This is a genomic window from Pseudomonas sp. Irchel s3f10 (assembly GCF_900187515.1).
In the GTDB taxonomy this organism is placed as follows: Bacteria; Pseudomonadota; Gammaproteobacteria; order Pseudomonadales; family Pseudomonadaceae; genus Aquipseudomonas; species Aquipseudomonas tensinigenes.
In genome coordinates this window covers 138,929-158,138 of sequence record NZ_FYDZ01000015.1, presented here as the reverse complement: position 1 = coordinate 158,138, position 19,210 = coordinate 138,929, and the positions used below count along the sequence as shown (strand labels likewise).

Below are 19,210 nucleotides of genomic sequence, written 5' to 3'. Positions count from 1 at the left end.
TGGAACCACCTGATCCCATCCCGAACTCAGCAGTGAAACGATGCATCGCCGATGGTAGTGTGGGGTTTCCCCATGTGAGAGTAGGTCATCGTCAAGATTAAATTCCGAAACCCCAATTGCGAAAGCAATTGGGGTTTTGTTTTAGTAGAAACATCCGTTTTTGCTGGCCTGTTACCGTGTTGACAGGTCAGATACAGAATTTCTTGACGACAATAGAGCGTTGGAACCACCTGATCCCATCCCGAACTCAGTAGTGAAACGATGCATCGCCGATGGTAGTGTGGGGTTTCCCCATGTGAGAGTAGGTCATCGTCAAGATTGAATTCCGAAACCCCTGTCTGCTAACGCAGACAGGGGTTTTGTCATTTCAGGGCCTGCAAAACCAATGATCAAACAGCTTTACGTACTTTGCTGATACGTCGAGCCTGCCATTTGCGCCACCAGATGTAGACGCCAGTCCCCGATAAGCCTGCAATCAAAATACCTAGCAACGCGATCATTACCTGACCTGTAACTCCAATGATCCGTCCTCCATGTATCGGTAGCTGCAACCGATAAAACTGCTCTCCCAACGTCCCCTGTCCTGCAATCTCCTGCCCTAACAAGCGCCCGTCCGTACCATGAAAGAACAACCAGGATTTGCCATGAGCTTCTGTGTCGTGCTGTCCAAATCCTGCGCCGTAAAAGTTGTATTCAAAGCTGTAATACAACTCTCCGATCGCCGCTGTCAGCCCTAACCTTTCCCCCTCCTGTAATGCCCTCTCGTATGCCTTTTGATAGCTCAATTTCGTCACCCCCAACTCTGAGGTGGGCATTCGCCCTCTGGCTTCGTAGACGCTCGGCTCAATTGGCGAAAACAACGACACCGCAGGCTTGAACACCTGACTCGGCAAGTTCATGGCGACGCTGCTGACCGCGATCGGCAGCAGCAACAACCATAGCCATAAACCCCCGGCGCGATGCAGGTCGAAATTCAGCCGATAGGCATGCCCACCCTTCACTTTCCAGGCTTTCGACCACTTCTTCCAGAACGGCTTTCCTCGCGGCAATGTCAGCCATAGCGCAACGAAGCAATCGAACACCCACGCAATCGCAACCAACCCCATCAGCAATAATCCCCAGTTTCCCGGCAATGTCAGGTTGTAATGAAACTCGAGAATGAAAGGGACAAAGTTCTCTCGCTGAAAACAGCACTCACCCCAGTACCGCTGACCCTTTTGTTCAGCACTCACCGGGTCCAGATAAAACACCTGATTACGTTCATCGAACGGCTTGCCGGTTGACGGATCATTACGCGGGACCATTGCAAGCAACGCAGTGTGTCCAGCTTCACTCGGGTACTCCATGTACCAGACCTGCAGCTTTGGATGCGCAGATTGCACCGCATCAACCAATTCGCCCGGCGGCAGTCGAGAGCCCTGCGCAGAGGCCGCATAAAACTCCGGGTTCAACCATTCATCCAATTCATGATTGAACGCCAGAATGCTTCCCGTAACCCCGGCCAGCAATAAAAAAACCGCCGTGGCCAAGCCGATATAACGATGCAACAACACCAAAAACGCACGCATGAGAATTTCCCCATAGAAACGACAAAGCCAGCCCCTGAACATTCAGGGGCTGGCTTTTTTACGCACAGGACAAAAGGCTTAGAACTGGTAGCTGACCGTCGCCGCCACGTTGCGCTCTTCGCCCATGTAGCAGAAGTTCAGACTGGCGCAGGAGGCGACGTAGGATTCGTTGGTCAGATTGTTCGCATTCAGACGCACATCAACGCCCTTCAAACCGACCTTGCCCAAGTCATAACCAATCGAGGCATCAAACAACGTGTAGGAGGGCACCTTCATGGTGTTCTCCGCATCCGCCCAGCTATAGCCGACATACCGCACCCCGCCGCCCAGGCGCAGGCCATCGAGTGCGGCACTGTCGAACTTATAGTCCGCCCACAACGACGCCATATGACGCGGGGCCTGCGTCGGTGAGTTGCCTTTGTTCTCGATCACATCGGTCGGTGTGCTCAAGGTGCTGACCATCGACTTCGAGTATTCGATATCGGTGAAAGTGTAGCTGCCGAGTACTTTGAGGTTGTCTGTCAGCTGCATGTGCGCTTCCAGTTCCAGGCCTTGCGAGCGCACAGCGCCGACCGCGCGATAGAAGTTTTCCTGCGGCAGTTTGGTTGCCAGATTTTCCTGATCGATGCGGAACAGCGACGCGGTGAACAGGTTGTCAGTACCCGGTGGCTGATACTTCAAGCCGACTTCCCATTGTGTTCCGTCGGTAGGAGCCAGCGGGTTACCGGCGCTGTCGGCGTAGGAGTTAGGGTTAAACGATTCGGAGTAGCTGATGTAGGGCGCCAAACCGTTATCGAACAGGTACAGCGCGCCGGCACGGCCGGTGAGTTTGGTGCGGCGATCATTGATCTCTGTGCCAACCGGACGTCCGGCCTCAGCGATACGGTTTTCGTCCGACGTCTCGACCCAGTCCTGACGCAAGCCCAGCGAGAAACGCCATTTGTCCATCTCGATCAGGTCTTGCAGATAAACCCCGGTCTGTTCCAGACGGCGCAGGTAACTGGTTTCGCCATACATGTCGATCGCCGAATTGCCGTACACCGGATTGAACGTATTGATCGGTGCAAGACCGCCGCTGGTCCAGTCGACCACGGTTTTACGCCGCTGATAATCCGCGCCCATCAGCACAGTATGTTTGGTTGCGCCGGTGAAAAATTCAGCCTGGAGCATGTTATCGACGATAAACGCATGCAGACGCTCATCTCCGCCGGTGTAGTAGCGGTTCAGCTCGTTGCTGGTCGGCGAGGTCCAGCCATAGGCGTAGACCTGATCCATGTTCACTTTGGAATCCAGGTAACGGAAATTCTGGCGAGCGGTGAAGACGTCGTTGAAGCGATGTTCAAACTGATAACCGAACGATTGCTGATCACGCGAATAACCATCGATGCCTGGCTCACCTTCGAAGAAGTGTGGCGAGATGCGGTTGCCATTGCGCTGATGGATCGTGCCTTCGGCCGGCACTCCGCCGTGGTAGCCACCATCCGGATCATGTTGCAGATAAGCCTGCAAGGTCAGCGAAGTGTCTTCACTGAAATCGATACTCAGCGTTGGTGCCAGGGCGAAGCGCTTTTCCTTGTTGTGGTCGAACTGTGTGTCGGACTGATCCGTTAACCCGGTCAGACGATAGGCAATACGCTTGTCGTCATCGACTGGACCGCTGAAGTCAAAACCGACCCCGCGCTGACCTTGCGTGCCGACCGTCGCTTGAATCTGGTGGTAAGCCTCGTACAGCGGTTTCTTGCTGGTCAGCGCCACCAGACCACCTGGCGAACTGCGACCGTACAGTACCGACGAGGGTCCCTTGAGAATGTCCACGCGCTCAAGGAAATACGGATCGACCTGCATGGTGCTGTAAGTGCCGCTGTCGCCCATCGACTTGAGGCCGTCAAGGTAGATGTTGTCCACCGAGCCGTCGTTGAAGCCGCGCATTGCCACGTAGTCATAGCGATGAGTCGCGCCGTACGGATTGGTCAGTACGCCCGGGGTGTAGCGCATCGCTTGCGAGACAGTCTGCGAACCCTGATCGTCCATCTGCTCGCGAGTGACCACGGACACGCTCTGCGAGGTTTCCAGCAACGCCGTACTGGTCTTGGTGGCGATCTGGCTGTGAGTGGCGTTGTAGCCATCCATGCTGCCCAAGGCGTTGCCGAGGGCGAAGCCTTTGATGTCGGTGGTCGGCAGGGCCAGTGCTTCGGTTTCAGCGAGCGGACGCAGGACGTAGCTGCTGCCGTCCTGGCTGACCGCGTCCAGACCCGAACCGCCGAGCAAATGGCTCAGCGCCTGATCGGTCGAGTACTCACCCTGTACACCTGGCGATTGCAGTCCCTGAGTCTGCTGCGGGGTCATCGACAACGTGATGCCGGCCTGACGGGCAAACTGATTCAGCGCCTCACCGAGAGGGCCCGGAGCAACACTGTAGCGATGGCTGACTTCACCGCCAGCGGGAGTAGCCGCCATGCTCAAGGAAGGCATCACACAAACGCCCAATGCAGTCGACAACAGCGCAGCGCGAATGGCGTGGCGCAGCAATCCCGATTCGGCAGTGAAATTCGGAGAGTTCTTACAGGTGGCGCGGACAGTCATTGTAGGTTTCCGTAGGCAGTCGCGAAGGCTGAGTTGAAGTGCTTACTGACTAAGCCGGACATGCTGCAGAAACCCGCCAAAAAATTTTAAACCGCGCGTTCCAGGGTCACCCACCAACGCGTGCGATAGCGCAATTGCACCGGCAACGTCTGCGGCAGAATCGCTAACAGCTTGTCGGTGTCTTCCAGGCGGAATACGCCGGACAGTCGTAACTCCGCCACTTGCGGCACACAGTTCAGAAAGCCCTGACGATAACGCGCGACTTCAGCGAGAAAGTCGCCCAGACGCATATTGCGTGTGACGATCAAGCCATCGATCCAGGCGCCAGCATCCATATCCAGCGTCGGGGCCGGGCGTACCTGATGGCGGTCGATCAGATAACTCTGCCCGGCGAGTGCTTCTACCGAGGTGCCGCCGGAGTGGATGGCCACCTGGCCATGGGTGACGCTGAGCCGCGTGCAGTCATTGTCCTGACGCAGGATGAATCGGGCATGGACCGGCTCATAAGTGCCGTGACGGTTTTGTACCCGCAGCGGCCGATCAGACGGCGCGCCCTCGTCGGAGCCACCACACGTGACGATGACTTCACCGCGAGTCAGTTTGATCAGGCGCTGTTGCGCGGTGTAATCCAGATCCACCGCGCTGGCAGTGTTCAACTCGATCCGGGTACCGTCCGGCAACTGGAAGCCGCGCCGCTCGCCCGTCGCGGTGGCGTAATCGGCGCTCCATTGCTGCCAAGCGGCAGTGTCCTTGGCCAGCCATGCAGCGGAGCCCATCAGCAATGCGCCAGACAATAGCTTTAACGCCTGTCGCCGGCCCAAACCCTGCGCACTGTTTTCAAGGGTGTTGAACGCCACTTGCGCACCGGGCACTGCGCGCAGGTTGTTGCTCAGTTCGGCTTGCAGCGACTGCACCCGCTGCCAGGCCAATTCATGTTCATGGTGTTCGGCGCGCCACTGTTCACACTGGCGGTTCAGGCGCGGATTGCCGTGATTGTTGCGCAGTCGCAACAGCCAGTGAATGGCCTGCTTGACCACCTGTTGCTGCGGCTCGGTGCGGCGGCTCAGAGAAAGATTATCCACAGGCATCAGCTTTCGTACCGCAGCACATAACAGTGATACAGCGCATCGGCGACGTAACGTTCAACCGAACGCAACGACAGGCCCATCTGTTCGGCGATCTGCTTGTGGGTCAACCCTTCGCACTGCGCCAACAGAAACGCCTGACGCACTTTCGGCTTCAGTCCTTCAAGCATCCGCGCAATGCTCTCGAGCAGTTCGATCACCAGCGCCCGGGCTTCGGCACTCGGTGTTTCGGCTTCGGGCAAATGGGCGATGGTTTCCAGATAAGCGCGTTCGATTTCTTCACGGCGCCAATGGTCGATCACCAACCCGCGAGCGATGGTACGCAGGAAGGCGCGAGGGGCTTTGAGTTCGAGACGTTCGGTGCGTTGCAGCAGGCGGACGAAGGTGTCCTGAGCCAGATCTGCCGCATCCGCCGCATTGCCCAGCCGTGCGCGCAGCCAAGCGTTAAGCCAGCCATGATGACTACTGTAAAGCGCCTGCACTGCAAATTCAGGTGAGGACATGAACGCGAACGTCACAAATGATAATTACTCGCATTGTCATCAAGGGTTACGGAATTTGCAACTGTCACCCGAACATCAGCCCTGAAAAACATCGGGGCGAACGCTCTGGCACGCCGTTCGGCGGGAATCCACCAGAAATGCCATCCATTTCCCGCTCAGCCCTAAGATTTCTCCGACACGTGCCGACAGACTGGTGAGACATGCGTGCACCAAAGTAGAGCGGCCTGAAGAATGCTGCCTGCGCTGTACATGGAATGTTGCATCCGGAACGCATCCCCACTTTTCGCATAAGAAGTCCCATGAAATGAATCTCAAGTTCAGCCATAAAATCCTGTTGGCCGCCTCGGGCGTCGTGGTCCTGGCGTTCGCGCTGTTCACGCTCTACAACGACTATCTGCAGCGAAACACCATTCGCCAGAACCTTCAGTCTTCTGTGCAGCAGGCCGGTGATCTGACCGCCAGCAGCGTGCAGAACTGGATGAGCGGGCGGATTCTGGTGCTGGAAAACCTCGCGCAGAACGTTGCCCATCAGGGCAAGGACGCCGATTTCCCGGGTCTGGTCGATCAACCAGCGTTCACTTCGAACTTCCAGTTCACCTACGTCGGTCAGGCCAACGGTGTGTTCACCCAGCGCCCTGACGCGAAGATGCCGGACGGCTATGACCCGCGTCAGCGTCCTTGGTACAAGCAAGCGGTTGTCGCCGACAAAACCATGCTGACGCCGCCGTACATGGCCGCTGTCGGTGGCCTGGTAGTGACCATCGCCATGCCGGTGAAAAAGAACGGCGAGCTGCTCGGTGTGGTCGGTGGTGACCTGAGCCTGGAAACCCTGGTGAAGATCATCAACTCGGTGGACTTCGGTGGCCTTGGCCATGCGTTCCTGGTCAGCGCCGACGGTCAGGTGATCGTCAGCCCGGACAAAGATCAGGTGATGAAAAACCTGAAAGACATCTACCCGAACACCAGCGTGCGCATTGAGAAGGGCAACCAGAACGTCGTGCTCAATGGCCAGGAACGTATTCTGTCGTTTACCCCGGTCAGCGACCTGCCGAATGCGCAGTGGTACATCGGTCTGTCGATCGATCGCGACAAAGCCTACGCCGCACTCAGCCAATTCCGCACCTCGGCATTGATCGCGATGTTTGTCGCCGTGGCCGCGATTGCCTTGCTGCTGAGCCTGTTGATCAATGTGTTGATGCGTCCGCTGACCACCATGGGTCGTGCGATGCAGGACATCGCTCAGGGTGAAGGCGACCTGACCCGTCGTCTGGTGGTCGAGAGCAAAGACGAGTTCGGTGAATTGGGCAGCGCGTTCAACCAATTCGTTGAACGAATTCATGCGTCGATTTCCGAAGTGTCCTCGGCAACCCGCCACGTGCATGATTTGTCGCAACGGGTGATGGCTTCGTCCAACGCCTCGATCGTCGGCTCCGACGAGCAAAGTGCGCGCACCAACAGCGTGGCTGCCGCGATCAACGAACTGGGCGCTGCTACTCAGGAAATCGCCCGCAACGCCGCTGATGCTTCGCAACACGCCAGCGGCGCCAGCGAGCAGGCCGATGACGGGCGTCAGGTGGTCGAGCAAACCATTCTGGCGATGACCGAGTTGTCGCAGAAGATCAGCCTGTCGTGCACGCAGATCGAAACCCTGAACGCCAGCACCGACAACATCGGCCACATCCTTGATGTGATCAAAGGCATTTCGCAACAGACCAACCTGTTGGCGCTCAACGCCGCGATTGAAGCGGCGCGTGCCGGTGAAGCCGGACGTGGTTTTGCCGTGGTGGCGGATGAGGTGCGTAACCTTGCCCACCGCACGCAGGAGTCGGCAGAAGAGATCCACAAGATGATCACTTCGCTGCAGATCGGTTCGCGTGAAGCGGTGACCACGATGAACGCCAGTCAGGCGTCCAGTGAACAGAGCGTGGAAGTGGCCAACCAGGCCGGTTTGCGTCTGGTCAGCGTGACCCAGCGCATCGGTGAAATCGACGGGATGAACCAGTCGGTGGCAGCGGCGACCGAAGAGCAGACCGCCGTGGTGGAAACCCTCAACGTCGACGTTAACCAGATCAACCTGCTGAACCAGCAGAGCGTGGCCAACCTCAATGAAACGCTGAAGGATTGTGATGCGTTGTCGCAGCAGGCCAACCGCCTGAAGCAACTGGTCGACAGCTTCAAGATCTGACCTCAAGTCAGACCGCGTTATCGTTCTTCGCGAGCAGGCTCGCTCCCACATTTGGAATGCATTTCCCTGTGGGAGCGAGCCTGCTCGCGAAAGCGGTGGTGCATTCACCGCAACACCGAAGCCTTAAACAAACAGCCTCAACACATTCCCCATCGCATCATCCGCAAACCCCTGCACAAACTCCTTGAATCCCGGCAACGCCTCTTCACCCCCCGAAGCAGGCTCGGCAATGATCGTCCACGTCGCCCGAGACTTACCCGCGCCCAGCGATTCGACATTCATTGCCGCCCACAGATTCGCCACCCCCAAGGTGTTGTAAATCGTCGTCCAGGTCATGCTCCGCGCCTGCTCATCGCGGGAGTTGAGTTGCTCGACCACCACGTTGCCGTCCTTGAAAAATTTCTTGCGCAGCGAAGACACGCCGTCGCCGGTCATTTCGATGTGCGACAGCGCCGGAATGAAACGGTCGAATCCGCCGAAATCGCCGACCACCGCCCAGACTTGCGCCGCGTCCGCCGGTACTTCCACTGACGACACAACGTGGCAGCCATGCGGGTTTTTGATCAGGGTATCGGGTTGCAGAGTGCTCATGGTGTTGCTCCTTTTGTTGGATCAGATGAAGTTGATTTGTTTCAGGTAGTCGCAGCCGCGACGCAGCAGCGCCGGGGATTTCTGCGGGTAGTGCGCGCCCATCTGCTGCACGCCGGCTTCAGCGTTGGCGTGGCCGATCAGGGAGATGTCGCCGATGTCTTCCTCAAAGCCGTTGAGGTAGAAGCCGAGCACGCCGAACAGCGCGTTGTCGGCGTCAACCCGGCCCAGTTGCTGTTGCCAGTCAGCGACGCTGACCAACGCGAACTCGCTGCCGGTTTCGCGGAACGAAGCAACGTAGGCGTCCCAGCTCAATGGTTCGGGGTTATGCAGGTTGAACACCGCACGTTCCGGCGAATAACGGCTGGCGTGGAAGGCAATGAAACGGGCGAGAAAGTCCACTGGCATCAGGTCGAAATTCAGCGCGAAGGCTGGTACCTGGCCGAGCTGGATCGAGCCTTTGAGCATCAGCATCAAGCGGTTTTTGTGCGGCTGACAAACGCCGCTCAAGCTGTTGAAACTGATGTTGCCGGGGCGATATAGATTGACCCGTACGCCGCGTTCCCGCGCTCGTTCGAGGATGCGCTCGCCGACCCATTTCGACAGGTTGTAACCGTTGCGAATGTAGATCGGTGGCGTCAGTGCCGCAGGCAGTTCCAGCACTTGGCCGGCATCATCGACCGTGCTTGAAGCCGACAGCGTCGAGACGAAGTTGAAGACCTTTTTGCTCTGCCCTTCGCACAAGCGCAGCAGGGCGAAAATCGGTTCGACGTTGTCCGCCGCCAGCGACTCGTAATCGAGGACGTGATTGACGTTGGCGGCGTTGTGCACCAGCGCGCCGAACTCGCGATCCAAGCGTTGATAGTCCTCGTCGTTCAAGCCCAGTTGTGGGCGGGTAATGTCTGCCGCGTAAACCCGCACACGACTCAGATCCAGATGCTCCAGACGGTTTTCCCGCAGTGACTCGACAAAGCGCTGCGCCGCCGTTTGCCCGCCGCCATCGCGCACCAGACACGCGACTTCGCTGGCGCCCCAGCCGAGCAGCGCTTCGACGATGTGCACGCCAACAAAGCTGTTGGCGCCGGTGACGATGACCTTGTGCACATCGCCCATGCGGCTGACCGGCAGCGGTTCGATTTCCAGCGCACGCTCGGCGTCGGCCATGGCCTGGGCGCTGAGCACCGCGTTGTCATCGGTGCCGCGCACCAGCGTTGCCAGTTTGATGATGGTCGGCAGTTCGATGAAGCGATTGATCGAAATGCTGCGACCGAATTCCTCACGCAAACGCAGCAACATGCGCGACAGCAAAATCGAGTGACCACCCAGATTGAAGAAACTTTCATCGGTGGAAATATCGCTGTTCGGCAGCTCCAGCAACTCCGCCCAGATCTCCAGCAGCAGTGCTTCATCAGCATTCGCCGGCAGGCATTTCGGCCCGCTGCCCTGCACGCTCACCGGCAGGTCCAGCAGCGCTTTACGGTCGACCTTGCCGTTGCTGGCGAATGGCATGCTCGACAGCTCAGTCCACGCCACGGGTTGCATGTAGTCGGGCAGAAACTGCCGGGCGTGGGCCTTCAGTGCTTCGCGCGCGGTGTCCGATTGCGGCTGGGCGAGGAACGCCAGAATGCGTCGCTGAGTGTCGATCACTACTGCGATTTGCCGGTACAACTGGCTCTCGCGCAGGCAGCGTTCGATCTCTTCCGGCTCGACCCGAAAACCACGGATCTTCACTTGATTGTCGCGCCGTCCGCACAGCTCGATTCCGTGCTCGCCCCATTTGGCCATGTCGCCGCTGCGGTAGGCGCGCAACGTTTGGCCGTCCGGCAGATTCAAGGTCAGATAACGCTCGGCGGTCTGCTGTGGATTGTTCAGATAACCGAGGCAAACGCCGGGGCCGACGATGAACAATTCGCCGACGGTGTTCTGCGGCACCGGTTGCAGATCGTCATCGAGAATCAGCACCTGACTGTTGCCGATCGGCGCGCCGAGGCTGCGGTTGCTGTCGCCCGGTGTGAGCTGACGCGCAGTGATCAGCACCGTCGCTTCGGTCGGGCCGTAAAGGTTGTGCAGCGTGCCCTGGCGGGTCAGTTGCTCAATGACGAACGGCTCGCAGACGTCGCCGCCGGTCATCACTTGCACGCCTTCCAGTTGTTCCAACGGCAGAATGCTCAACAGCGCTGGCGGCAGGAATGCGTGGGTCAGTTGTCGACGACGGATCAGCGCGATCAGTTGCAGCGGATCACGCCGCTGCGTGTCATCGGGCACCACCAGTTCGGCGCCTTCGAGCAGGGTCGGGAAGATGTCGATCAGTGATGAGTCGAAGCTCAGTGACGAGAACTGCAAGACTCGACTTTCTGCCTGCAACTGCACGTAATCGGCGTACCACGCGGTGAAGTGCGCGAGGTTGGCCTGACTGAGCAGCACGCCTTTTGGATGGCCAGTGGTGCCCGAAGTGTAAAGCGCCATGCACGGCGCATCGAGCTCTGGGCGTCGGCACATCAGCGGTTGGCTCAGATCCGCGTCTGCGCTGGCGATGTGACTGACATCCAGCCCCGCCATGGTTTCGCCAAGCGGATGCTCGCCATCATGCAGCAACAACAACGCGCCCGAGTTTTGCAGAATGTACTGCTGGCGCTGCAACGGATGACTCGGCTCCAGCGGCAAGTACACCGCGCCGCTGCCGAGGACCGCCAGAATCGAGGCGAACAGCGCCGGGCTTTTCGGCAGGCAGATGCCGACCACCCACGGTTGCGGATGTTGCTCGAGCAAAGGCTGCAAACGCTGTTGGATCGCGCGGCTGTGGGCGTGCAGTTGGCGATAGCTGATCGACTGTTCGGCGAGGTGCAGCGCCGGTCGTTCGGCATGACGGATCAGGCTCTGTTGCAGGCGCTCGATCACCGGGATCTGCGCCTGTTGCAGCAGCACTGAATTGGCCGTGTCATTGAGGCGATGGACGTAAGCCAGGCTGTCGAGAAACAGCAGGTTTTCCATCCGCTCGAAATCCGGCGCAGTCACCGGCGCGACCTGCTGAAGATATTCCGCATCGCGGGAGATGCGGCTGACCAGCAGCGCCACTTCGTCCACTACTTGCGTCAGCACCCGTTGGCGCAGTGCCTGACCGTTACCGGACGGCTCATCGGCAATTGGTACGCGGCTGATCAGTGACGAGCCGAGGAAGCACAGCAGATCGAGTGTCGGCAAACCGCCAAGGCTCTGCAGGCCGACACCCAAACGCAGATGCAGGTGCGGGATTGAGCAAAAATCACCGGCGCCGATAAAACCATCGTCGATGATCAGATCCACCGTCGATGCACTGGCAGCGCTGCGCTGCAAGGAGTGACCGTGTTGTTCGAGTTCCAGCGCCAGGTCGGTCATGGCCTGGCTGGCGCCAATCAGCAAAATGTCGAGACGTTTCATGTCGGCCTCCTTGTCAAACCAGGTAATCGCGCAAGGCGTGCTGCACGCAGGGCGTGTCGAGCAGCGAGCTGTTGTGGAAGAACTTGACGATGTTGCCCACCAGCGGATGGTGGCGATTGATCGGGAACGCGAGCCCGGTCATTTCATCCCTGAGCGAACGGCGCGTGGTCTCGCTGACCGGCAGTGTGTCGATCAGGCGCAGGTCGAAGGCTTTCTGAATATCGTTGGTCAGGTAATGGCCGATGAACACCGGCAGAATCTGCGCGATGGTTTCGCGATCCGCCGCGCTGGCGGTGTGCCAATAGATGCGCACCATTCGCGCCCAGAAACTCGAATGGCGACCCTCATCGAGCAAGTGATCGGCCATCAGGCCTTTGATCGACGGCTTGACCGTGTCGTCGCGGGCGAACGCTGCGACATCACCGGTCACGGTGTTTTCGGCGATGGCCACGCAAATCAATTCCATCGCGCTGCGCAGGTGTTCCGGTGCCAGCGCTACCGCCGCAGGAATGGCCCGGCTCAGTTCGATTTCATCGGGCAACTGAATGGGTTCGATGCCGGTCATCGCGACCGTCTGCTGCATGAAATCCATCGCCACCAAGGCGTGGTAATCCTCGTCGACCACCACGGTCATCGCGTCGTAACGACAGGCAAACGGGAAGGTTACAGCGAAGCGGTTCTTGGCGATGCTGCGCGCAGTCTTGTCGACGATCTCGGTCTCGAAAATCACTACGTCGTTGATGAATTTGTACAGCGTCTGCACCAAGGCGAAATCTCGCTGCTGCGGGCACTCGTGCAAGAAGGTTTCGCTGAGCACCAGCGGCTGGCGGCTGAGCGGATAGATCAGCCGCTCGTCGTCTTCGAGCACGCGCCGCGGGCGAGTGCGGATGGTCGCGCGGTTCTCCCAGGCGTCGGCAAAGGATTGATAGTCGGTGGCGTTCATTGGGCCACCTCCGCCAACGGTTCGCGCATGCTCAGGCGCAGGCCGTCCCACAGGGCGATGCGACTCTCCACGGCGGCGATGGCGCTGGCGTAGACCTCGGCCTCGCGCTGCGGATCGCCGTCGACCAGACGCTCGAGCAGGTGTTCTGCCGCCGGGCCGTGATCTTCGGAGTCGACCTCGATGTGGCGCTCCAGGTAGTAGCGAAAGGTCGGCGCCTGTTCGATACCGATACCCCAATCGTCGAGAATGCGCTGGAACATGGTCGGAATTACGCTCTCGCGACCATGCAGAAACGCTGCCGCCACGCTGTGTCCCGGTGCATGCAGGGCGGTGCGCAAGGTGTCGCGGACAAATTGCGCGGCGGCCGGATCAACCTCGACGCTTTGCAGCGCGATGTCATAGCTCACGCCTTCCTGTTGCAGGGCGACAAAGCGCTCCACGGCCGTGGTGCTCGCGCCGATTTCGCGCATCGCATCCAGGTACAGCTCGAAATGGCTGTAATGACCTTCGGTCAGGCGATCATCCGACTCTTCACCCAGAACGATCTCGTTGATCAACCGGGCGGCGTGAGGGTCACGCGGCGGCAGCCACGGCAAACGCGTGCAGGTCAGTTCCTGCTGCAGGCGTTTGGTCAGCGACATGAAATCCCAAACGGCAAATACGTGGGTTTCCATGAAACGTCGCAATACCGATAGCGAAGTGATCTCGGAAAAGATCGGGTGAATGCTAAGTTCGGCTTTCTTCAGGGCGAGTTGGTTCTTGGTGGGCATCATGATGTCCTTTATCGTTGATATGTAATGGAACTGCTCGGGTAACTGCGCAATCTGTAAAACTACGGCTTACTTGTTTTCTGTCGGCGGACGACAGCCTTCCTTCCTGATGGGTAAGTGCGGACCGGATATATCTGTGACATGGCTTCATGTCTGCCCATAAGGCGCTGCTGTTGTACCGCAGGCATTGGTTGGGTGCCGAGGTGAAGGGTGAAGTTCAAACTTGGCGAGGAAAAACTAATACACCGACAAAGTATTTAACAAGTACATTTTTAATTATTTTAAGTTTGCTGTTTTTTGAAGTTGAGTAGTTCCGATAAAACTTTTGGCTGAAGTTTTATTTGGGCGTAGTTGCTCCTTTCGGCGAATAACGGCCAAAATTGATCGACAAGAGTGAATGCCTCACTCGAAGCAACTTTCCAGTAATAAGAGTTGAATGATTTAAAAGGGCGGAAGTTGGCCGTGACCCCGCGCCATGACTTCCTTTTTCCCGTGGCAAGGCTCCTTCCGTAGGTTCCTGGTGCGGGGACTGCGCCGTCAGGGCGGCGCGTCGCCCGTTCTTTATGGGGTTGGCCGTTCAAGAGTGCGGGTAAATGAGCGCCACGGCTATTACCGATTCGTCATCGGCACGGTGCAAATTTTGAGCTGAGCGGCGCAGGGAGGTTAGAGCGGGCAGGCGGATCCGCCCACCCGAGGGCTGGCAGATCGCTTGGGGATTTGTAAGAGAGTGATTCGCGGAGGGTGCGCGCTCAACGCGCGGCTTTGCGGCTTTGCGCGGCGGGGGTAGCCAGATAGCGGGTAATCACCTCGACGCCCCGATTAAGGTGCTGCTCGAGGAGTTTGATCGACCGTTCAATGTCGCGCTCCTGCACGGCTTGCAGCATCGCCCGGTGATCGTCCTGGGACAATTTGCCCAGGCCCATGGCCTCAAGATTGAAGCGCAGAAAACGCTCTTCTTCGTTGAGCCCGTCTTCGACCAGGCGCAGCAAGCGTTGGTTGGGCGCCTTGCTGTACAGGGCCATGTGGAACAAGCGGTTGAGCCGGCCGATTTCCGTGTAGTCGTGTTGCGCCTCCAGCTCTTCGATGTAACCGGCGGCGCGTGTGTGATCGGCAGCGGTCAGCAACGGAATCGACTGGCGCATGGCTTCGGACTCGAGGAGGATGCGCAGCTCGTAGGTTTCGGTCGCATCGCCCTGAATCAGCGGCGCAACCACCGCACCTTTGTGCGCGGTAACGCTGAGCAGTTCCTGGGCTTCGAGCTGGCGCAACGCTTCGCGCACCGGCATGCGGCTGACGCCGAACAGATCGGCCAGATCCTGCTGGCGCAGCGCCGTGCCGCAGGGCAGACGCCCATCGAGGATCGCCGAGCGCAGGGTTTCTTCGATCACCGACCGGGCCAGATGCGCAGGAATCGGTCCATCGACTTTAATGCTGTGCAGCGGTTTGGGCTTCTGTGTCACGACTACGCACCCTGTATGTCGGCCTGATTTGGATCCAAATGACACTAGTGATTGCTCTACAGGTTGTCAAACCTTGTAAAACAATGCGCTGGCAACTGAAGTTTAGCGCGCCGGCGATGATCTCATGGTGCCATTGTTTTTTCGCCGGCTAAGCTTCACCATCAAACGCTTTCCTCCCTGCCCTCTGGAAACCTGCTGTGGCGGTATGTTTCGCGATCCCCCGGACACTGCGCTGGCTAGGCTGCGCACTGCTGCTGGCCGGCGTCATGCTGGGCGGTCTGCATGCCGATTGGGATTTTTCCACGATCAGCCGCAAAGCCACGGCTCTCTACGGGCCACTGGGTGCCGGGCAGCAGCGCATCGATGCCTGGCAAAATCTGTTGGCTACACAGAAACAAGTCAACGAGATGGAAAAGCTCAAAGTAGTGAACCTGTTTTTCAACAAACAGGTGCGCTACGTCGAGGACATCGATCTGTGGCACGAAGTCGATTACTGGGAAACGCCCATCGAGGCGCTGTGGAAAGGCGCCGGCGACTGCGAAGACTATGCGATCGCCAAGTATTTCAGCCTGCGCCACCTCGGGGTTTCCAGTGACAAGCTGCGCATCACCTATGTCAAAGCGTTGCGCCAGAACCGCGCGCACATGGTCCTGACTTACTATGCCACCCCCGATGCCATGCCGCTGGTGCTCGACAGCCTGATCGACCCGATCCAGCCGGCGTCGCAGCGAACCGATTTGCTGCCGGTCTACTCTTTCAATGCTGAGGGGTTGTATCTGCCGGGCGCCAAGGGCAACAAGAAGGTCGGTGATACCAAACGCCTGTCACGCTGGCAGGATGTGTTGAAGAAAATGCAGGCCGAAGGTTTCCCGGTCGAGACGACTAACTAGGAGCACGCGCTCAGATGTCTTTGTTCAAACAGCTGTTGATCGCTATCTGTCTGTTCCTGGTGGTCGCCTTCACCGGCAGCTTCATGGTCAGTCTGGAAAGCTCGCGTACCCAGTACGTCAACCAGTTGCGTTCCCACGCGCAAGACGCCGCGACCGCGTTGGCCTTGTCGCTGACGCCGAATATCGACGACCCGGCGATGGTCGAGTTGCTGGTCAGCTCGATTTTCGACAGCGGTTACTACGCGAGCATCCGCGTGGTCGATCTGAAGACTGACCAGACGATCGTCGAGCGCAACGGCATTCCGGCCGTCACTAACGTGCCGGACTGGTTCGTCAAACTGATTGGCCTGGAACCTGCCGGTGGCGACGCGCTGGTCAGTCGTGGCTGGGAACAGGCAGCGCGGGTCGAAGTGGTCAGCCATCCGATGTTTGCCGTGGCCAAGCTGTGGCAGAGCGCGTTGGGCAGCCTTGGCTGGCTGCTGATCTGCGGTGCGATCAGTGCCGTCCTCGGTGCGCTGCTGCTGCGCCGGCAGTTGAAGCCACTGGATTACATGGTCAAGCAATCCCACGCCATCGCCCGCCGCGAATTCCTCAGCCTGCCGGATCTGCCGCGCACGCCTGAGTTGCGCCGTGTGGTGCAGGCGATGAACCAGATGGTCGAGAAGCTCAAAGCGCTGTTTCAGGAGCAGGCCGAGCGCAGTGAAAAACTGCGGGCCGAGTCTTATCAGGACAATCTGACGGGGTTGGCCAACCGGCGATATTTCGAGATGCAGTTGAACAATCGGGTGAGCAACCCGGAGCAGGCCAGCTCCGGTTATCTGCTGCTGTTGCGGGTCAAGGATCTGGCCGGGCTCAACCAGCGTCTCGGTGGCCAGCGCACCGATGAACTGCTGAAAGCAGTTGGCGAACAATTGTCCCGCGAATGCGCCAAGTACCCGGAAACCCAGAATCTCGTCACCCGTATTCGCGGCGGCGAATTTGCCGTGCTGGCGCCGGGGCTGGTTCGTGAAGAAGCGCTGCAACTGGCGCAGAACCTCGACAATGCCTTGAGCAGTCTGCATGCCACCGGCGCGACCGACGTTGCTGCGGTGGCGTCGATCGGCCTGGCGCCATTCACTCACGGCGATTCGCCGCAACAGGTACTGACGCTTGGCGATCAGGCGCTGGCGCAAGCCGAAGGGCAGGGCGAGCAGAACTGGGCCTGCATCGATCAGAGCCTGACGGCGGACGTTGGCGACGATCATCACGCTTGGCACCGTTTGCTCGATCAGGCCTTGAGTCAGCAGCGTTTCGAGCTGTATTTCCAGCCGGTGGTGGCTGCCGCCGACACGCAACTGGTGCTGCATTACAAAGTGCTCTCGCGCTTGCTCGATGATCAGGGCCAGACGATCCCGGCCGGGCGCTTCTTGCCGTGGCTGGAGCGCTTTGGCTGGACCGCGCGGCTGGATCGCCTGATGCTTGAGCGCGTGCTGGAGCAGATGAAAGAACATGAAGATTCGCTGGCGCTGAACCTGTCTTCGGCGACCCTGGCGGATCCGCAGGCGTTGAACAAAGTCTTCGAGATTTTGCGCGCGCATTCCAACCTCGGCGAGCGCCTGACCCTGGAAATCGGCGAGGAGCAATTGCCGGAGCAAGCGGTGCTGGAGCAGTTGACCCGGCGCCTGCGTGAACTCGGCTTCTCCCTGAGCCTGCAGCGCTTTGGTGGGCGCTTCAGCATGATCGGTAACCTGGCGCGGTTGGGGCTGGCGTACTTGAAGATCGATGGCAGCTACATTCGTGCGATTGATCAGGAGAGCGACAAGCGTCTGTTCATCGAGGCGATCCAGCGTGCGGCGCACAGCATCGATCTGCCGCTGATTGCCGAGCGGGTCGAGACGGAGGGGGAGTTGGCGGTGATTCGCGAGATGGGTTTGTATGGGGTTCAAGGGCAGTTGTTGGGTGAGCCGAAGCCTTGGCGGTGAGTCATTGCAAAAGCAACCCTCACCCTAGCCCTCTCCCAGAGGGAGAGGGGACTGACCTTGGGATATTGATGTAATACGCCGACGTGAAAGAGCTCCGCTGAATCCATAATCGACTCGATTTCTCAAGTTGATGTACGGCGCCAGACACCTCGATCGGCCGCTCTCGGTCAGGGAGAAGGGACTGATTGGGGGATATTCGGGAAATACGCCGACGTGAACGATTTGTGCTGAATCCACAATCGACGCGGTTTTTCAGGTCGATGTATGGCGCCAGACACCTCGATCGGCCCTTCTCGGTCAGGGAGAGGGGACTGATTGGGGGATATTCGGGAAATACGCCGACGTGAACGATTTGCGCTGAATCCATAATCGACTCGATTTCTCAGGTCGATGTACGACGCCAGACACCTCGGTCAGCCCTTCTCGGTCAGGGAGAGGGGACTGATTGGGGGATATTCGGGAAATACGCCGACGTGAACGATTTGCGCTGAATCCATAATCGACCCGGTTTTTCAGGTCGATGTATGGCGCCAGACACCTCGATCGGCCCTTCTCGGTCAGGGAGAGGGGACTGATTGGGGGATATTCGGGAAATACGCCGACGTGAACGATTTGTGCTGAATCCACAATCGACCCGGTTTTTCAGGTCGATGTATGGCGCCAGACACCTCGATCGGCCCTTCTCGGTCAGGGAGAGGGGACTGATTGGGGGATATTCGGGAAATACGCTGACGTGAACGATTTGCGCTGAATCCATAATCGACTCGATTTCTCAGGTCGATGTATAACGCCAGACACCTCGGTCGGCCCCCTCTCCCTCGGGGAGAGGGCTGGGGTGAGGGTAGGCCTTTGATTCTGAGCGGATCAGATCAACCCGCCCTCATCCTCATCGATCAACTGACTCAACCCGCCCAACGCTTCCCGCGCCTGTGTCCGGTCCATCAACTTGGCCTGAGCCGCCGGTGGCAGGTCGGTGACGCGGATCACGCCTTTCTGGGTCAGCACCTGAATCAGGTCGTCGAGTACCCGAATCATTTCGAAGTCGCTCTGCTTGAGCTGTTTCAGGCTGGTTTCCACCACTTCGTTGGCGAACCAGGCCTGGATTTCATGGCTGTCGGCCGGCAGCGTTTCCGTGGCCTCGGCGTAGGCCGCGGCTTCCACGCGAATCAACAGACCTTGCGCATCGCGTTGCACGTAAAACATTGAGCATCCCTCGGAAATGAACCAGCGTCATGCTGTCAGCAGCATAGCCAACTG

At 58.7% G+C, this 19,210-nt stretch carries 13 protein-coding genes and 2 rRNA genes; 5 read left to right on the top strand and 10 right to left on the bottom strand.

Annotated elements, in window-relative coordinates:
- Positions 1-97 (top strand): 5S ribosomal RNA (rrf, locus tag CKW17_RS25060); the annotation flags it as partial.
- A gap of 105 nt (positions 98-202) precedes the next feature.
- Positions 203-318 (top strand): 5S ribosomal RNA (gene rrf, locus CKW17_RS25055).
- Between the two features lie 71 nt (positions 319-389).
- Here rrf (CKW17_RS25055) and CKW17_RS25050 read toward each other — a convergent pair.
- The 4 genes from CKW17_RS25050 to CKW17_RS25035 form a co-directional block, all read right to left on the bottom strand.
- On the bottom strand, positions 390-1,568 hold the full coding sequence (locus CKW17_RS25050; protein WP_095122357.1) for a PepSY domain-containing protein: 1,179 nt from the start codon (positions 1,566-1,568) through the stop codon (positions 390-392).
- Positions 1,569-1,646: 78 nt separating this feature from the next.
- On the bottom strand, positions 1,647-4,151 hold the full coding sequence (locus tag CKW17_RS25045) for a TonB-dependent siderophore receptor (RefSeq protein ID WP_095122355.1): 2,505 nt from the start codon (positions 4,149-4,151) through the stop codon (positions 1,647-1,649).
- 86 nt (positions 4,152-4,237) lie between these two features.
- Positions 4,238-5,239 (bottom strand): FecR domain-containing protein, encoded by a 1,002-nt coding sequence (locus CKW17_RS25040; RefSeq protein ID WP_095122353.1) that lies wholly within the window; start codon positions 5,237-5,239, stop codon positions 4,238-4,240.
- Positions 5,239-5,739: a sigma-70 family RNA polymerase sigma factor gene (locus CKW17_RS25035; RefSeq protein WP_026000801.1), complete on the bottom strand. Its 501-nt coding sequence runs from the start codon at positions 5,737-5,739 to the stop codon at positions 5,239-5,241. Before CKW17_RS25035 ends, CKW17_RS25040 begins: the two co-directional genes overlap by 1 nt.
- 304 nt (positions 5,740-6,043) lie before the next feature.
- Here CKW17_RS25035 and CKW17_RS25030 point away from each other — a divergent pair, with 304 nt between their 5' ends.
- Entirely contained in the window at positions 6,044-7,924 is a 1,881-nt protein-coding gene (locus CKW17_RS25030) for a methyl-accepting chemotaxis protein (protein WP_077570036.1), read from the top strand.
- A gap of 123 nt (positions 7,925-8,047) precedes the next feature.
- Here CKW17_RS25030 and CKW17_RS25025 read toward each other — a convergent pair whose 3' ends face one another.
- From CKW17_RS25025 to CKW17_RS25005, 5 genes are all read right to left on the bottom strand, one after another.
- Positions 8,048-8,515, bottom strand: a complete 468-nt coding sequence (locus CKW17_RS25025) for an SRPBCC family protein (protein ID WP_095122352.1) — start codon at positions 8,513-8,515, stop codon at positions 8,048-8,050.
- Between the two features lie 21 nt (positions 8,516-8,536).
- Positions 8,537-11,929: a non-ribosomal peptide synthetase gene (locus CKW17_RS25020; RefSeq protein WP_095122350.1), complete on the bottom strand. Its 3,393-nt coding sequence runs from the start codon at positions 11,927-11,929 to the stop codon at positions 8,537-8,539.
- A 13-nt stretch (positions 11,930-11,942) separates the two neighbouring features.
- Positions 11,943-12,872 carry a diiron oxygenase gene (locus CKW17_RS25015; protein WP_095122348.1) on the bottom strand — a complete coding sequence of 310 codons (930 nt, stop codon included), beginning with the start codon at positions 12,870-12,872 and terminating at the stop codon, positions 11,943-11,945.
- Positions 12,869-13,645: a DUF3050 domain-containing protein gene (locus CKW17_RS25010; protein WP_095122346.1), complete on the bottom strand. Its 777-nt coding sequence runs from the start codon at positions 13,643-13,645 to the stop codon at positions 12,869-12,871. Before CKW17_RS25010 ends, CKW17_RS25015 begins: the two co-directional genes overlap by 4 nt.
- 746 nt (positions 13,646-14,391) lie before the next feature.
- Positions 14,392-15,102 carry a GntR family transcriptional regulator gene (locus tag CKW17_RS25005; protein ID WP_095122344.1) on the bottom strand — a complete coding sequence of 237 codons (711 nt, stop codon included), beginning with the start codon at positions 15,100-15,102 and terminating at the stop codon, positions 14,392-14,394.
- 197 nt (positions 15,103-15,299) lie between these two features.
- On the opposite strand from CKW17_RS25005, the gene lapG reads away from it, so the two are divergent.
- Together lapG and lapD are read left to right on the top strand one after the other, a co-directional pair.
- A complete protein-coding gene (lapG, locus tag CKW17_RS25000) occupies positions 15,300-15,992 on the top strand; it encodes a cysteine protease LapG (RefSeq protein WP_095122342.1) in 693 nt (230 codons plus the stop codon).
- Positions 15,993-16,006: 14 nt separating this feature from the next.
- Entirely contained in the window at positions 16,007-17,953 is a 1,947-nt protein-coding gene (gene lapD / locus CKW17_RS24995) for a cyclic di-GMP receptor LapD (RefSeq protein WP_095122340.1), read from the top strand.
- Positions 17,954-18,817: 864 nt separating this feature from the next.
- On the opposite strand, the gene CKW17_RS24990 is transcribed toward lapD, so the two are convergent.
- Entirely contained in the window at positions 18,818-19,156 is a 339-nt protein-coding gene (locus CKW17_RS24990; protein WP_007918987.1) for a hypothetical protein, read from the bottom strand.
- Positions 19,157-19,210: the final 54 nt, after the last annotated feature.

Excerpts from the sequence above, each read along its gene's own strand:
- CKW17_RS25050 (WP_095122357.1), bottom strand. The coding sequence starts at position 1,568 with ATGCGTGCGTTTTTGGTGTTGTTGCATCGTTATATCGGCTTGGCCACG.
- CKW17_RS25045 (WP_095122355.1), bottom strand. The coding sequence starts at position 4,151 with ATGACTGTCCGCGCCACCTGTAAGAACTCTCCGAATTTCACTGCCGAA.
- CKW17_RS25040 (WP_095122353.1), bottom strand. The coding sequence starts at position 5,239 with ATGCCTGTGGATAATCTTTCTCTGAGCCGCCGCACCGAGCCGCAGCAA.
- CKW17_RS25035 (WP_026000801.1), bottom strand. The coding sequence starts at position 5,739 with ATGTCCTCACCTGAATTTGCAGTGCAGGCGCTTTACAGTAGTCATCAT.
- CKW17_RS25030 (WP_077570036.1), top strand. The coding sequence starts at position 6,044 with ATGAATCTCAAGTTCAGCCATAAAATCCTGTTGGCCGCCTCGGGCGTC.
- CKW17_RS25025 (WP_095122352.1), bottom strand. The coding sequence starts at position 8,515 with ATGAGCACTCTGCAACCCGATACCCTGATCAAAAACCCGCATGGCTGC.
- CKW17_RS25020 (WP_095122350.1), bottom strand. The coding sequence starts at position 11,929 with ATGAAACGTCTCGACATTTTGCTGATTGGCGCCAGCCAGGCCATGACC.
- CKW17_RS25015 (WP_095122348.1), bottom strand. The coding sequence starts at position 12,872 with ATGAACGCCACCGACTATCAATCCTTTGCCGACGCCTGGGAGAACCGC.
- CKW17_RS25010 (WP_095122346.1), bottom strand. The coding sequence starts at position 13,645 with ATGATGCCCACCAAGAACCAACTCGCCCTGAAGAAAGCCGAACTTAGC.
- lapD (WP_095122340.1), top strand. The coding sequence starts at position 16,007 with ATGTCTTTGTTCAAACAGCTGTTGATCGCTATCTGTCTGTTCCTGGTG.
- CKW17_RS24990 (WP_007918987.1), bottom strand. The coding sequence starts at position 19,156 with ATGTTTTACGTGCAACGCGATGCGCAAGGTCTGTTGATTCGCGTGGAA.